Genomic DNA, 13,865 nt, shown 5'->3' on the forward strand with positions numbered 1-13,865 from the left:
CGGCCCCCGGTACTCCCGGGGGCCGTCCTTGTGCGTTACGTGTGACCGGGCGTTACTGAATCCGGTCGTAGGCGGGCAGCGTCAGGAAGTCCGGGAATTCGTCCGCCAGCGCCACCTGCTCGAACAGCTCGGCTGCCGGGTCGAGCAGCTCGGTGTCGATCTCACCGGCCAGCTCCTTGCGGGTCTCGGCGAGCACCTCACGGACCAGGTCGGCGGTGACCTTCACGCCGCCTTCCAGCTCGACGCCGTTGTTGACCCACTGCCACAGCTGCGAGCGGGAGATCTCGGCGGTCGCCGCGTCCTCCATCAGGTTGTGGATCGCGGCCGCACCGTTGCCTCCGAGCCAGGACGCGATGTAGCGGACACCGACGTCGACCGCGCCCCGCAGGCCGGCCTCGGTGCAGGAACCCGGGGTCTCCTCAACGGCGAGCAACTGCTCCGCGGTCACCGAGACGTCCTCGCGCTTGCGGTCGACCTGGTTCGGCTTGTCGCCAAGAACCTTGTCGAACTGCTCGCGGCACAGCGAGACCATGCCGGGGTGGGCGACCCACGAGCCGTCGAAGCCGTCGTTGGCCTCGCGGTTCTTGTCGTCGGTGACCTTGGCATAGGCCTTCTCGTTGACCTCGGGGTCCTTGCTCGGGATGAACGCGGCCATGCCGCCGATCGCCATCGCGCCGCGCTTGTGGCAGGTGCGCACAAGCAGCTCGGTGTAGGCGCGCATGAACGGCGCGGTCATGGTGACGGAGTTGCGGTCCGGCAGGGTGAACTTCTGGCCAGCGTCACGGAAGTACTTGATCACGCTGAAGAGGTAGTCCCAGCGGCCGGCGTTCAGACCGGCGGCGTGGTCGCGCAGCTCGTAGAGGATCTCCTCCATCTCGAACGCGGCCGGGATGGTCTCGATCAGCACGGTTGCGCGCACGGTGCCGTGCGGAATGCCCAGCTCGGCCTGCGCATGGGTGAACACGTCGTTCCACAGTCGCGCCTCGAGATGGCTCTCCATCTTGGGCAGGTAGTAGAACGGTCCGGTGCCCTTCTCGGTCAGGTACTTCGCGTTGTGGAAGAAGTGCAGGCCGAAGTCGACAAGCGCGCCAACGGCGGTCTCGCCGTCGACGGTGATGTTGCGCTCGGGCAGGTGCCAGCCACGCGGGCGCACCACGATCGTCGGGCGCTCGACGTCGTCGCGGAGCTCGTACTTCTTCGCGCCGGTGTCCAGTGAGATCGTCTCGCGCGCCGCGTCGTACAGGTTGACCTGGCCGGAGACGACGTTGGACCAGTGCGGAGTGTTGGCGTCCTCCAGGTCGGCCAGCCACACCTTGGCACCGGAGTTCATCGCGTTGATGGTCATCTTGCGGTCGGTCGGACCGGTGATCTCGACGCGACGGTTGCGAAGCGCCTCCGGGGCGCCGGCAACCTGCCAGTCACCCTCGCGGACGTCCTTGGTCTCCGGCAGGAAGTCGAGCTTGCCCACCTTGGCGGCCGCGTTCCTGCGGTCGGTGCGCGCACGGACCAGCTCGTTTCGCCGTGCGGCGAACGCCTTGTGCAGCTCACCGACGAAGGCGAGCGCCTCGGGGGTCAGGATCTCGTCGCCTCGCTCGACGGGGCCGCCCAGGACACGAACATCAGTCATACGAACTCTCTCCAAGCCACGGGGTTACTGCGCGTCTCTACATAACGGACTATAGTTTCTGCATTACGGAACAACAACGTGGGGCTCGGCGAAAGGAGTCGGCATGACATCCCCGAAGCAGACACGCGATGGTGGCGGCGGCGTGCAGTCGCTCCGGCGCGCGTTCGAACTGCTCGAGGGGCTCGCCGACACCGGAGGCGAGGCGAGCCTTTCCGAGCTGGCGGCCACCACCGGGTTGCCGATGCCTACCATCCACCGGCTGATCCGCACGCTGGTCGAGCTGGGCTACGTCCGGCAGAACGCGAATCGGCACTACGCCCTCGGCTCGCGGCTGATCCGGCTCGGCGAACAGGCCAGCAAGCAGTTCGGCACCTGGGCACGGCCGCACCTCACCGAGCTGGTCGACACCACCGGCGAGACAGCCAACCTGGCTGTGCTTGAGCGCGACGAGGTGGTCTACGTCGCCCAGGTCCCCTCGAAGCATTCGATGCGGATGTTCACCGAAGTGGGACGTCGATTGCTGCCGCACGGCACCGGCGTGGGCAAGGCGGTGCTCTCGCAACTTCCACCCGATGAGGTGAGGGCGCTGCTCCGGCGAACCGGCATGCCCGCCTACACCCCGCACACCCACACCGACCCGGACGAGTTCCTCGCCCACCTGGCGGACATCGCCGAACAGGGTTACGCGCTGGACGAGAGCGAGCAGGAGCTGGGCGTGCGCTGCATCGCCGTGCCGCTGACCGACTGCCCCGTCCCGGCAGCGGTGTCGGTATCCGGCCCGGAAGGCAGGCTCACCCAGGAGGTCGCGGAACGCATCGCACCGACGGCGGTGGAGATCGGCGCGCGGCTGTCCAAGGCGATCGCGGCACAGGAACGCGGCGGCTGACGACGTCCGCACCCCACTACGGCACCTCGCTACGAGCGGGGTGCCGTTTTTTGTACCCCCGTACCGGTCCACTTGACGCAGCTCACACCGCCGGGCTACCGTATTTCCAAGAGACAGAACTGAACTTCCGTAATACGAAATCAGGAGTCATCATGGACCGGCACGCGGATCGCTTCGCGGTGAACTGCTCGCTCCTGTTCACCGAACTACCCGTGCTCGAACGTCCGGCGGCGGCAAAGGCGGCCGGGTTCGACGCCGTCGAGTTCTGGTGGCCGTTCTCCGAACCGGTGCCGAGCCAGGCGCAGCAGGACGAGTTCGTCACCGCGCTGGCCGACGCTGGCGTCTCGCTGATCGGCTTGAACTTCTTCGGCGGGGACCTGCCAGGAGGCGACCGGGGCGTCGTGTCCTGGCCGGGCCGCGAGCAGGAGTTCCGGGACAACGCACGGATCGTGGCTGACCTTGGAGAACGCACCGGGTGCCGCGCGTTCAACGCGCTCTACGGCAACCGCCTCGACGGCGTCGACCCCGACACGCAAGACAAGCTCGCCCTGGACAACCTCACCTACGCGGCCTCGGCCGTCGAGGCGATCGGCGGCACCGTGCTCATCGAGCCAGTCAGCGGCGCCACCGGGTATCCGCTGCGCACCGCGGACGATGCCGTCGACGTCATCACGGCGCTGGCCGAACGCGGCGTGACGAATGTGGCGCTGCTCGCTGACCTCTACCACCTGCAGGTCAACGGCGATGACGTCGCGCGTGCCATCGACACCCACGCCGACCGCATCGCCCACGTGCAGATCGCCGACGCACCGGGCCGCAACGAGCCCGGCACCGGCACCCTCGACATCAACGGCTACCTGGACCAGCTCAGCGACCGTGGCTACACCGGACACATCGCGCTGGAGTACAAGCCGTCCGGCGCCACCGTCGACAGCTTCGGCTGGTTCACCCGATAGCGCACAGAAAGGACTTCCGCGATGACCACAGTGGGATTCATCGGACTCGGCATCATGGGCGGGCCGATGGCGGCCAACCTGGTCAAGGCTGGCTTCGACGTCGTCGGCTACAACCGCAGCCAGGCGGCCGTGGACCGGTTGGTCGAACAGGGCGGCCGCAAGGCTGGTTCGGTGGCGGAGGCGGTCCGCGACGCCGACGTCGTGATCACCATGCTGCCGGACTCCCCCGACGTCGAGCGGGTCGCGCTCGGTGAGGACGGCGTCCTCGCCAACGCCAAGCCAGGCCTGCTCTACATCGACTGCAGCACCATCAAGCCGGACACCGCCCGCGCGGTCGCCGAGCAGGCGTCGCAGCAAGGCGTGCGCGTGCTCGACGCCCCGGTTTCCGGCGGCGAGCAGGGCGCCATCGACGGCGCGCTGTCGATCATGGTCGGCGGCGAGGCCGAGGCGTTCGAGGCGGCATCGGCGGTGTTCGATGCGGTCGGCAAGACCGTGGTACACGTCGGCAAGGCGAGCTCCGGCCAAACCGTGAAGGCCGCGAACCAGCTCATCGTCGCTGGCACGCTGGAGCTGGTCGCCGAATCGATCGTGTTCCTCGAAGCGCATGGTGTCGACACCGAGGCCGCGCTGTCGGTGCTGAACGGCGGACTCGCGGGCAGCACGATCCTTGAGCGCAAGGGTGCTGGCATGCTCAAGCGCGAGTTCACCCCTGGCTTTCGCACCGAACTGCATCACAAGGACCTCGGCATCGTGCAGGCCGCCGCCCGCGAGGCAGGCGTGACGATTCCACTCGGCGCGGTGGCGTCGCAGTTGGTCGCGGCCCTGGTGGCACGCGGCGACGGCGCGCTGGACCACTCGGCGCTGCTCAAACTCGTCGAGGAGCTGTCCGGCCGCCAGACCCCCTGATCACCGGCCACTACCGATCCCGGGTGCGGCTGTCGACATGTTCCCCGTATGCGCATGTCGACAGCCGCACCCTGCCCTCACAGCCTTCCCACAGCCCTGCTCACAGCAAGGAGAACGCCCATGGCTCGCATGACGGCCGCCCGCGCGGCGGTGGAGGTTCTGAAAGCCGAAGGTGTCACCACCGCGTTCGGCGTGCCCGGCGCGGCCATCAACCCGTTCTACGCGGCGATGCGCGACTCCGGCGAGATCGACCATGTGCTCGCCCGCCATGTCGAGGGTGCGTCGCACATGGCGGAGGGCTATACCCGCACCGCGGCGAGCAACATCGGTGTCTGCATCGGCACGTCCGGACCCGCGGGCACCGACATGATCACCGGCCTGTACTCGGCCGCTGCCGACTCCATCCCGATCCTGTGCATCACCGGCCAGGCGCCACGCTCCCGGCTGCACAAGGAGGATTTCCAGGCCGTCGACATCTCGTCGATCGCGAAGCCGCTGGCCAAGCTGGCGGTGACGGTGCTGGAACCGGCACAGGTGCCGTGGGTGTTCCAGCGCGCGTTCCACGAGATGCGCTCCGGCCGCCCAGGACCGGTGCTGATTGACCTGCCGCTTGACGTCCAGCAGGCCGAGATCGAGTTCGACCCGGAGACCTACCAGCCGCTGGCCGTGCACAAACCGGAAGCGAGCCGGGCGCAGGTCGAGAAGACGCTCGACATGCTCGCCGACGCCGAGCGGCCGCTGATCGTCGCGGGCGGTGGCATCATCAACGCCGACGCGGCCGACGAGCTGGTCGAGCTGGCGGAACTGCTGAACGTCCCGGTGATCCCGACCCTGATGGGCTGGGGCAGCATCCCGGACGACCACCCGCTGATGGCAGGCATGGCAGGGCTGCAGACCGCGCACCGCTATGGCAACGCGACCCTGCTGGCATCGGACTTCGTGCTCGGCATCGGCAACCGGTGGGCGAACCGGCACACCGGCGGCCTCGACACCTATACCGAGGGCCGGACGTTCGTGCACATCGACATCGAGCCGACCCAGATCGGGCGGGTGTTCGCGCCGGACTACGGCATCGCATCGGACGCCGGTGCCGCGCTGCGCATGCTGCTGACGGTCGCGCGAGAACGCGCCGCGAAGGATGGCCTGCCCGGCCGTGAGGCCTGGGTGGCCGACTGCCAGCGCCGCAAGGCGACGCTGCAGCGCAAGACCCACTTCGAGCAGACACCGATCAAGCCCCAACGGGTGTACGAGGAGATGAACCGCGCGTTCGGGCCCTCGGTGCGCTACGTCAGCACGATCGGTCTGTCACAGATCGCTGGTGCGCAGTTCCTGCACGTCTACCGGCCCCGGCACTGGATCAACTGTGGCCAGGCGGGACCGCTCGGCTGGACCGCGCCCGCCGCGCTCGGCGTGTGCAAGGCCGACCCGGATGCCACCGTGGTCGCGCTCTCCGGTGACTACGACTTCCAGTTCATGATCGAGGAACTGGCGGTCGGCGCGCAGTTCAACCTGCCGTACCTGCACGTCGTGGTGAACAACTCGTACCTCGGGCTGATCCGGCAGGCGCAACGGCAGTTCGACATGGACTACGCGGTGCAGCTGAGCTTCGACAACCTCAACGCGCCCGAGCTGAACTCCTACGGCGTCGACCATGTCAAGGTCGCCGAAGGGCTTGGCTGCAAGGCCGTCCGGGTGCATCACCCGGACGAGATCCAGCCCGCGTTCGAGAAGGCCCGCACTCTGATGGCGGAGTACCGCGTCCCGGTGGTGGTCGAGGTGATCCTGGAGCGAGTCACCAACATCGCGATGGGCACCGAGATCGACAACGTCAACGAATTCGAGGAGCTGGCCACCTCGGGCGAGCACGCTCCGACGGCGATCGCCACCATAGGTTCATGAGCCAGGTGGTGATCGCGCCGGACAAGTTCAAGGGCTCGCTGTCCGCGCCGGAGGTCGCCGCGCACGTCGCGGCGGGCCTGCGGCGCGCGCGGCCGGGTCTCGACGTCCGGGAGGTGCCGGTCGCCGATGGCGGCGATGGCACGCTGGACGCCGCACTTGCGGCGGGGTTCACCCGGGTACCGGTTCGCGCGAGCGGGCCAACGGGCGAGGCGGTCGACACCGCCTACGCCCGCCGGGGCGGCACCGCCGTGGTGGAGCTGGCCGACGTGTCTGGCCTGTCCCGCCTGCCCGGACGGCGATTGGCACCGTTGGCGGCGACGTCGTTCGGCACCGGCGAGGTCATCCGCGCCGCCTTGGACGACGGCTGCCGCACGATCGTGCTCGGCCTCGGCGGCAGCGCCTGCACCGACGGTGGCGCCGGTATGGCGCGGGCCCTCGGCGTGCGGCTGCTCGACCCGGATGGTGCGGACCTGTCACCGGGCGGGGCGGCGCTGACGCGGCTGGCCACCGCCGACGTGTCGGGCCTGCATCCCGCGGTCGCCGAGGCCGACATCGTCGTCGCCAGCGACGTCGATAACCCGCTACTCGGTGAGCACGGCGCGGCGGCCGTCTACGGCCCGCAGAAGGGCGCGGATACCGAGCAGGTCGCGCTGCTGGACGCCGCACTGGCTCGCTGGGCCGAGGTACTCCAGCGCGACACAAACGTCGACCCCGCGACCGCGACGCGACCAGGGGCAGGCGCGGCGGGCGGCGTCGGCTTCGCCGCGCTCGCGCTGCTCGGCGCCGTGCTCCGGCCCGGCATCGAGTACCTGCTCGACCTGGTCGGTTTCCACCGGCAGCTAGCGGGTGCGTCGCTCGTCGTCACCGGCGAGGGCTCACTGGACGAACAGACCCTGCGCGGCAAGGCACCCGCGGGCGTGGCCGCCGCGGCCCACGCGGCCGGGGTGCCGGTGGTCGCGGTGGCGGGCCGCTGCCTGCTGGCCTCTGAGACGCTGACGGCGTCCGGTTTCGCGGCCGCCTATGCGCTGACCGACATCGAGTCGGACCCGCGCCGCTGCGTCGCCGAGGCCGGGCCGCTGCTGGAACGGCTCGCTACGGACCGGCTAGCGGCGATAATCGACACTGACACTCACCTGGAGGAGACGCGATGACCAGCACCGAGTTCACCGAACTGCCCGACCTCGCCGCGAGGGCGCTCGGCGGTGCGGTCATCGCGGCCAACGACGAGTTCTTCGCGGAAAAGGAGAACCTGCTCAACCCCGGCGCGCCGGAGTTCCGCCCGCACACCTTCGGCCACAAGGGCCAGGTGTACGACGGCTGGGAGACCCGCCGCCGCCGCGAACCAGGCCACGACTGGGCGGTGGTGCGGCTCGGGGCGCCCGGCGTCGTGCACGGCGTCAACGTCGACACCGCGTTTTTCAAGGGCAACTACCCCGAGGAATGCTCCGTCGAGGCGGCCGCGAACCCGGGTTACCCCTCCCCCGACGAGCTGGCCGACGCCGAATGGGTGGAGATCCTGCCACGCTCCCCACTCAAGGGCGACACCGCGAATCTGTTCCCGGTCGACTCAGCGCAGCGGTTTACGCACGTGCGGCTGAACATCCACCCGGACGGCGGCGTCGCCCGGCTCCGGGTGCACGGCGACGTGGTGCCGGACCCACGGTGGTTCGCAGGCATGCCGCTTGATCTGGCCGCGATGGCGAACGGCGGTGCGGTCACCGACTGCTCCAATCGGTTCTTCTCGGCACCGAACAACCTGCTGCTGCCCGGCAACGCGCACGTCATGGGCGAGGGCTGGGAGACCGCCCGTCGCCGCGACGACGCCAACGACTGGGTCAACGTCCAGCTCGCTGGGGAGGGCGTGGTGCGCCAGGTCGTCGTGGACACCACGCACTTCAAGGGCAACGCGCCCGGCTGGTTCCGGCTCACCGGCGGTACCGATCCCGACCGCCCGCAGGACTGGCGGGAGCTGATCGGCCGCACCCGGTTGCAGCCGGACACCTGCCATCGGTTCCTGGTCACGGAGTCCGAACCGGTGACGCACGCACGCATCGACGTCTACCCCGACGGCGGCTTCGCCCGGCTCCGGTTGTTCGGTGAGCTGACGCCCGCTGGCCGGGAACGGATCGGACTGAACTGGTTCGACCGGCTGCCCGCAGCGAACGCCGTCGCGGTGCTGACCGAGGACGCCGAGCTCAGCGTGTCCGCCGCAGAGGTCGTGGTGTCCAAGCGACCGCTGACCGACGCCGATGGCCTGCGCGCCGCGCTGGCGGCAGCGGCAGTATCCGAACAGGCCGCTGCCGACGTCGAACGCATCATCCTCGGCTGAGCAGAATCCCGGGCGCACGCGCCCTCAGAACCGACTCCCTGGAGGCCCTCATGGTCTACATGTTCCTCAACGGCGGCGGCATGCGCGGCGGCGACCTGCACCACCAGCTGCGGGGTGCGCCGTTGGTCAAGGAGACACGCACCGCGCCGAAGTACCGCTTCCACTCCGTCGACGACCGTTTCCCCGGGCTGGAACCGGTGGACGAGGGCGGCGTCGCCGTCTGGGGCGAGCTGTACGACCTGCCGATGGAGACACTGCGCGACTCGCTGCTGCCCGCCGAGCCGCCCGAGCTGGAACTGAGCGTCATCGAGCTGGAGGACGGCACCTCGTCGTTCGCGGTAGTACTGCGCACGGAGTACCAGCGCACCGCGACGCTGACCGACATCTCGGACGTCGGCTCGTGGCGCGCGTACAAGGGCATCGAACCGCCCGCGTAGCAGGACGATCGAGGAGCCTGTGAAGCCCGCGACCCGGTGGCACGGCGACGCCGCACGCGCCAGCGGCCCCGGACGCACAGGTGGCGTCCGGGGCCGGTCGGTGTTCAGTGTGCGCCGGTCAGCACATCCCGCGCCGCAGCAGCGTTCCGGCGGGCTCCTCGCCGGTGACCTCGGCGCCGCGCAGCCAGGTGCCGCGCACCACGCCGGACAGCGTGCGGCCGTGGTAGGCGCTGACCGGGTTGCGGTGCCGCAGTTTCCCGGCGTCCACGACGAACCCCTCGTCGGGCGCGAACACGCAGAAGTCCGCATCGTAGCCGAGTGCGATGTGTCCCTTGCGCCGCATCCCCACCTGCGCGGCGGGACGTTCGGCCATCCACCGCACGACGTCGGTCAGCGCGAAGCCGCGCTTCCTCGCCTCCGTCCAGATGGCGGGCAGGCCGAGTTGCAGGCTCGCGATGCCGCCCCACGCGACGCCGAAGTCCCCGATGTCGAGGCGCTTCAGCTCCGGCGTGCAGGGCGAGTGGTCGCTGACGACGCAGTCGATGAGCCCGTCGGCGAGGCCCTGCCACAGCGCCTCCCGGTTTTCCGCCTCGCGGATCGGCGGACAGCACTTGAACTCCGTCGCGCCCTCCGGGATCTCTTCCGCGGTGAAGCACAGGTAGTGCGGGCAGGTCTCCACGGTGAGCGCGACGCCGTCGCGGCGGGCGGTGGCGATCATGGGCAGCGCGTCCGACGAGGACAGATGCAGGATGTGCACCCGCGCGCCCGTCCACCGCGCCAGTTCGATGACCTGCGCGATCGCCACGTTTTCCGCCCCGCGCGGGCGGGAGCGCAAGAACTTCTCGTACTGCGCGCCCTGTGCGGCGGGCGCGTGCTCGATGGCGTCGGAGTTCTCGGCGTGCACGATCATCTGCGCCCCGAAGCCGCGCACCGCGCGCAGGGCGTCCTCCAGTTCCTGCGCGCCGAGCGGCGGAAACTCGTCCACGCCGGAGTGCAGCAGGAAGCACTTGAACCCGAACACGCCCGCGTCGTGCAGGCCGCGCAGGTCGCCGAGGTTGCCAGGCACCGCGCCGCCCCAGAACCCGACGTCGATGTGCACCTTGCCCTCGGCGGTCTTGCGCTTCACCGCGAGCGACTCGACGTCCACCGTGGGCGGAATGCTGTTCAGCGGCATGTCCACGAGCGTGGTGACCCCGCCTGCCGCCGCCGCGCGGGTGGCGGTTTCGAAGCCCTCCCACTCGCTGCGGCCGGGGTCGTTGACGTGCACGTGCGTGTCGACGAGGCCGGGCAGCAGCACGACGTCGTCGTCGAGATCGATCACGCGGTCGGCGTCCATCTCGGCGTCGTACGGCTCGATGGCCACGATCTTCCCGTCGGCGACGCCGATCGACCGCGCGACCTCGCCAGCCGCCGTGACGGTCCGTCGCGCCCTGAACACCAGGTCCACCATGCCCATGCCTCCGCATTTCCGAGTCTTGAAAGACAACTACCGGAATCCGAAATTAATCGTGGGCCACATCACGCCGTCGCGTCAAGATGGCCACTATCAATCGTCGCTTATCACAGTGCCAGCCAGCCGGACTTGGACGTGCCGAGCACGTGGTGCAGGATCAAGAGCCACATCGCGAGATCAGCAAGCACCGGCAGGAGGACATCGTGACGTCGGACGACAAGGTCTCGGCCCCCGAACAGGGCGGACGCGGCAATCCCTTCGACCGCTTCTTTCGGCTCAGCGAGGAAGGCACGACGGTCGGCAGAGAGGCCATCGCGGGCGTCACGACGTTCCTCGCCATGGCCTACATCCTGGGCGTCAACCCGAACATCCTGGGCCAGACTGGGATGCCGGAAGACTCGGTCTTCGTCGCGACCGGGCTCGCCGCCGCGCTCGGCACGCTGATCATGGGCCTGTGGGCGCGCTACCCCATCGCGCTCGCGCCCGGCATGGGACTGAACGCCTTCTTCGCGTTCACCGTGGTGCTCACGCTGGGCATCCCGTGGCAGACGGCGCTGGCGGGCACGCTCGCCTCCGGTGTGCTGTTCTTCCTGCTCGCGGTGTCCGGCATCCGGGAGGCGATCATCAACGCCATCCCGTTGCAGCTCAAGCTCGCCACCGGTGCCGGGATCGGGCTGTTCATCGCGTTCATCGGGCTGCAGGCCGCCGGGGTCGTCGTCGACAGCGACGCCACCCTGGTCACCCTCGGCGACCTGACGTCCGCGGGCACCGTGCTGACCGCGTTCGGCCTGCTGATGACGACCTTGTTCCTGGTGCGCGGCATCCGTGGCGGGGTGTTCTACGGGATGGTGCTCACCGCGATCGCCGGGGTCGTCACCGGCTACATCGACCCGCCTGACGCGGTGGTCAGCGGCGTGCCCAGCCTCGCGCCCACGTTCGGCCAGGCGATCACGAACCTGCCGGAGTTGTTCACCGCGCAGATGGCGATCGTCGTGTTCACCATGCTGTTCGTCGACTTCTTCGACACGTCGGGCACCTTGATCGCGATCGCCAATCAGGCTGGGTTCCTGCGTGACGGCAAGCTGCCCCGCGCGATCCGCGCGTTCAGCTCCGACTCGGTGGCCACCATGGGTGGCGCGGTGCTCGGCACGTCGACGACGACGTCCTACATCGAGTCGTCCGCCGGTGTCGCCGCGGGTGGCCGCACGGGGCTGACGTCGGTGTTCACAGCAACGCTCTTCCTACTGGCGCTGTTCTTCTCGCCGTTGCTGGCGGTGGTGACGCCGGAGGTCACCGCGCCCGCGCTGATCGTCGTCGGCGTGCTGATGGCCACCGGCCTCGGTGGGATCGAGTGGCAGAAGCTGGAGTTCGCGATCCCGGCGTTCGTGATGGTGATCGCGATGCCGCTGACGTACTCGATCGCCAACGGCATCGCGCTCGGCCTGATCTTCTACCCGCTGATGATGCTGTTCCGGGGACGCTGGCGGGAGGTCCACCCAGCGCTGTACGTGTTGTTGCTGGTGTTCCTGGCGTACTTCATCTGGTTCGCGGCATAGCGCGGGTCGTGAGTGCTGATCCGGGTTCTAACCCTGACCAGCACTCACGACTGTTCAGCCGTTCCAGGCGTCGACCTCGGCGAGCAGACGTTCCTTCTCCTGCTCATCGAGGAAGGACGCGCGCACCGAGTTAGCGGCCAGCTCCCGGAGCTGCTTCTCGGTGATGCCCAGGTGCTCGCGGATCGCGGCGACGTTGGCCTCGACGTTGCCGCCGAAGTACGCGGGGTCGTCGGAGTTGATGGTGACCAGCAGGCCCTCATCCAGCATCCTCGGCAGGGTGTGCTCGCGGATGTCGCCGAACACCCCGAGCCGGACGTTGGACAGCGGGCACACCGTCAGCGGAATCTGCTCCCGCCGCAGCCGCGCCACCAGCTCCGGATCGTCGAGCGCGCGGATGCCGTGGTCGATGCGCTGCGCACCCAAGACGTCCAGTGCCTCGCGCACGTACTCCGGTGGACCTTCCTCACCCGCGTGTGCGACGACCTTCAGTCCCTTCTCGCGGGCGCGCTGGAACACCTCGGTGAACTTCGACGGCGGATGGCCGACCTCGGCCGAGTCGAGCCCGACGCCGACGATGCGGTCCAGGTACGGCTCGGCGACCAGCAGCGTAGCCATAGCCGACTCGGCGGTGTCGTCGCGCAGGAAGCACAGGATCAGACTCGCACTCACCTGATCGCGGTATTCGTCGACGGCGTCACACAGTCCGGTGATGACGGTGTCGATCGGGACACCGCGCTTCAGGTGCGCCTGCGGGTCGAAGAAGATCTCCGCGTGCCGCACGCCCTGTTCCGGGCAGGTGCGCAGATACGCGGCGGCGAGGTCGTGGAAGTCCCGCCGTGTCCGCAGCACGGCCATGTTCTCGTAGTAGATGTCGAGAAAGGACTGCAGGTCGGTGAAGCGGTACTTGGCCTCAAGCTCGGCGACCGAGTCGTAGGGCAAGTCGATGTCGTTGCGCTCGGCGAGGTCGAAGACCATCTCGGGCTCGAGCGTGCCCTCGATGTGGACGTGCAGCTCAGCCTTGGGTATCGCAGCCATGATGACAGGGTGTCAGAACCGCCACGCGCCCGGTAACGGGTGCGGGTGACAGTGTGATCATCGCGGCAACAGTTCGGGTGTGTGGTCGTCACCGAGCGACGCTATGCCGGCTCATCCAGAAGGTAACGACACCTGTCTGGCTGGCCCGCGCGACGTACCCAGCGCCGATCTAGCGTGACGAGGTCAACGTCCGATCGTTGGCACGCCTGCCAGATCAGCGCGTCATGTATGTCGCCGCGCAACCCGATCGCCGCGCCATGACGAAACACTTCGGCGTAGTCCTCACTTGAAGCCACCACAAGATCCCGGCCCGACTTCATGAGCGCCGTGACCACTTGACCAACGGTCACCGGGTCAAGTCCGAACGCACGAGTCAGCACCGACCATGACTCGGCAAGACACGCAGCTGGCAGGTGGGTCGCGCGAGTCATCGCTCGATGCGCAGGCGCGTGGTGCTCATGTTCCGCGATTGTCGACGCAATGATCACGGAGGTGTCGACCGCGAAGCTCACCGTGCTCCCCGGTCGCGATCGATGACGTCCAAGACGCTGTCATTGGTCACAGTGTCGCCACCCAACGAGATCACAGGAAGCCCGTCTTCCACGGTGACATCGGGTTCCGGCGCGACCTTGCGAAGCGAGACCCCCTCGGCTGAGAGCACGAGTTCGACTTCGCCGCCTTCCTCCAGTCGCAACGCGCGACGCAGCTCAAGCGGTATAACGACTCGTCCTGCCTTATCAATCCGCGAAGCTGCCATGTGAACTCCCTACCATGCCATTTG

13 protein-coding genes are annotated in these 13,865 nt (G+C 68.6%); 8 read left to right on the forward strand and 5 right to left on the reverse strand.

Features of this window, described 5'->3' with window-relative positions; genetic code table 11:
- Positions 1-52: 52 nt before the first annotated feature.
- On the reverse strand, positions 53-1,627 hold the full coding sequence (aceB, locus tag AMYHA_RS19760) for a malate synthase A (protein ID WP_034273407.1): 1,575 nt from the start codon (positions 1,625-1,627) through the stop codon (positions 53-55).
- 103 nt (positions 1,628-1,730) lie between these two features.
- On the opposite strand from aceB, the gene AMYHA_RS19765 reads away from it, so the two are divergent.
- The 7 genes from AMYHA_RS19765 (at position 1,731) to AMYHA_RS19795 (ending at position 9,040) form a co-directional block, all read left to right on the forward strand.
- The gene (locus AMYHA_RS19765) at positions 1,731-2,513 is read left to right on the forward strand and encodes an IclR family transcriptional regulator (protein ID WP_034273411.1); all 783 of its coding nucleotides are present in this window, start codon (positions 1,731-1,733) and stop codon (positions 2,511-2,513) included.
- Positions 2,514-2,665: 152 nt separating this feature from the next.
- A complete protein-coding gene (locus AMYHA_RS19770; RefSeq protein ID WP_034273414.1) occupies positions 2,666-3,469 on the forward strand; it encodes a hydroxypyruvate isomerase family protein in 804 nt (267 codons plus the stop codon).
- Positions 3,470-3,490: 21 nt separating this feature from the next.
- On the forward strand, positions 3,491-4,375 hold the full coding sequence (locus AMYHA_RS19775) for a 2-hydroxy-3-oxopropionate reductase (RefSeq protein ID WP_034273417.1): 885 nt from the start codon (positions 3,491-3,493) through the stop codon (positions 4,373-4,375).
- A gap of 120 nt (positions 4,376-4,495) precedes the next feature.
- Entirely contained in the window at positions 4,496-6,274 is a 1,779-nt protein-coding gene (gcl, locus tag AMYHA_RS19780; RefSeq protein ID WP_034273421.1) for a glyoxylate carboligase, read from the forward strand.
- Positions 6,271-7,425 (forward strand): glycerate kinase, encoded by a 1,155-nt coding sequence (locus AMYHA_RS19785; protein ID WP_051400108.1) that lies wholly within the window; start codon positions 6,271-6,273, stop codon positions 7,423-7,425. Before gcl ends, AMYHA_RS19785 begins: the two co-directional genes overlap by 4 nt.
- Positions 7,422-8,603: an allantoicase gene (alc, locus tag AMYHA_RS19790; protein ID WP_034273426.1), complete on the forward strand. Its 1,182-nt coding sequence runs from the start codon at positions 7,422-7,424 to the stop codon at positions 8,601-8,603. The genes AMYHA_RS19785 and alc overlap by 4 nt, the downstream gene beginning before the upstream one ends.
- Before the next feature lie 50 nt (positions 8,604-8,653).
- Positions 8,654-9,040 (forward strand): allophanate hydrolase-related protein, encoded by a 387-nt coding sequence (locus AMYHA_RS19795; RefSeq protein ID WP_034273428.1) that lies wholly within the window; start codon positions 8,654-8,656, stop codon positions 9,038-9,040.
- 118 nt (positions 9,041-9,158) lie between these two features.
- On the opposite strand, the gene allB is transcribed toward AMYHA_RS19795, so the two are convergent.
- Positions 9,159-10,487, reverse strand: coding sequence for an allantoinase AllB (gene allB / locus AMYHA_RS19800; RefSeq protein WP_034278075.1), 1,329 nt, complete (start codon positions 10,485-10,487; stop codon positions 9,159-9,161).
- A 152-nt stretch (positions 10,488-10,639) separates the two neighbouring features.
- Here allB and AMYHA_RS19805 point away from each other — a divergent pair, with 152 nt between their 5' ends.
- A complete protein-coding gene (locus AMYHA_RS19805) occupies positions 10,640-12,049 on the forward strand; it encodes an NCS2 family permease (RefSeq protein ID WP_231104834.1) in 1,410 nt (469 codons plus the stop codon).
- 54 nt (positions 12,050-12,103) lie between these two features.
- On the opposite strand, the gene AMYHA_RS19810 is transcribed toward AMYHA_RS19805, so the two are convergent.
- The 3 genes from AMYHA_RS19810 to AMYHA_RS19820 all read right to left on the reverse strand — a co-directional run bounded on the left by AMYHA_RS19810 (position 12,104) and on the right by AMYHA_RS19820 (position 13,841).
- Complete coding sequence (locus tag AMYHA_RS19810; RefSeq protein WP_034273430.1) at positions 12,104-13,084, reverse strand: adenosine deaminase; 981 nt, start codon at positions 13,082-13,084, stop codon at positions 12,104-12,106.
- Between the two features lie 101 nt (positions 13,085-13,185).
- Positions 13,186-13,596, reverse strand: coding sequence for a PIN domain-containing protein (locus tag AMYHA_RS19815; RefSeq protein ID WP_034273432.1), 411 nt, complete (start codon positions 13,594-13,596; stop codon positions 13,186-13,188).
- Entirely contained in the window at positions 13,593-13,841 is a 249-nt protein-coding gene (locus AMYHA_RS19820) for an AbrB/MazE/SpoVT family DNA-binding domain-containing protein (RefSeq protein WP_084037391.1), read from the reverse strand. Before AMYHA_RS19820 ends, AMYHA_RS19815 begins: the two co-directional genes overlap by 4 nt.
- Positions 13,842-13,865 lie beyond the last annotated feature (24 nt).

Origin of the sequence: Haloechinothrix halophila YIM 93223 (genome assembly GCF_000504245.1) — a bacterium.
Lineage (GTDB): Bacteria > Actinomycetota > Actinomycetes > Mycobacteriales > Pseudonocardiaceae > Haloechinothrix_A > Haloechinothrix_A halophila.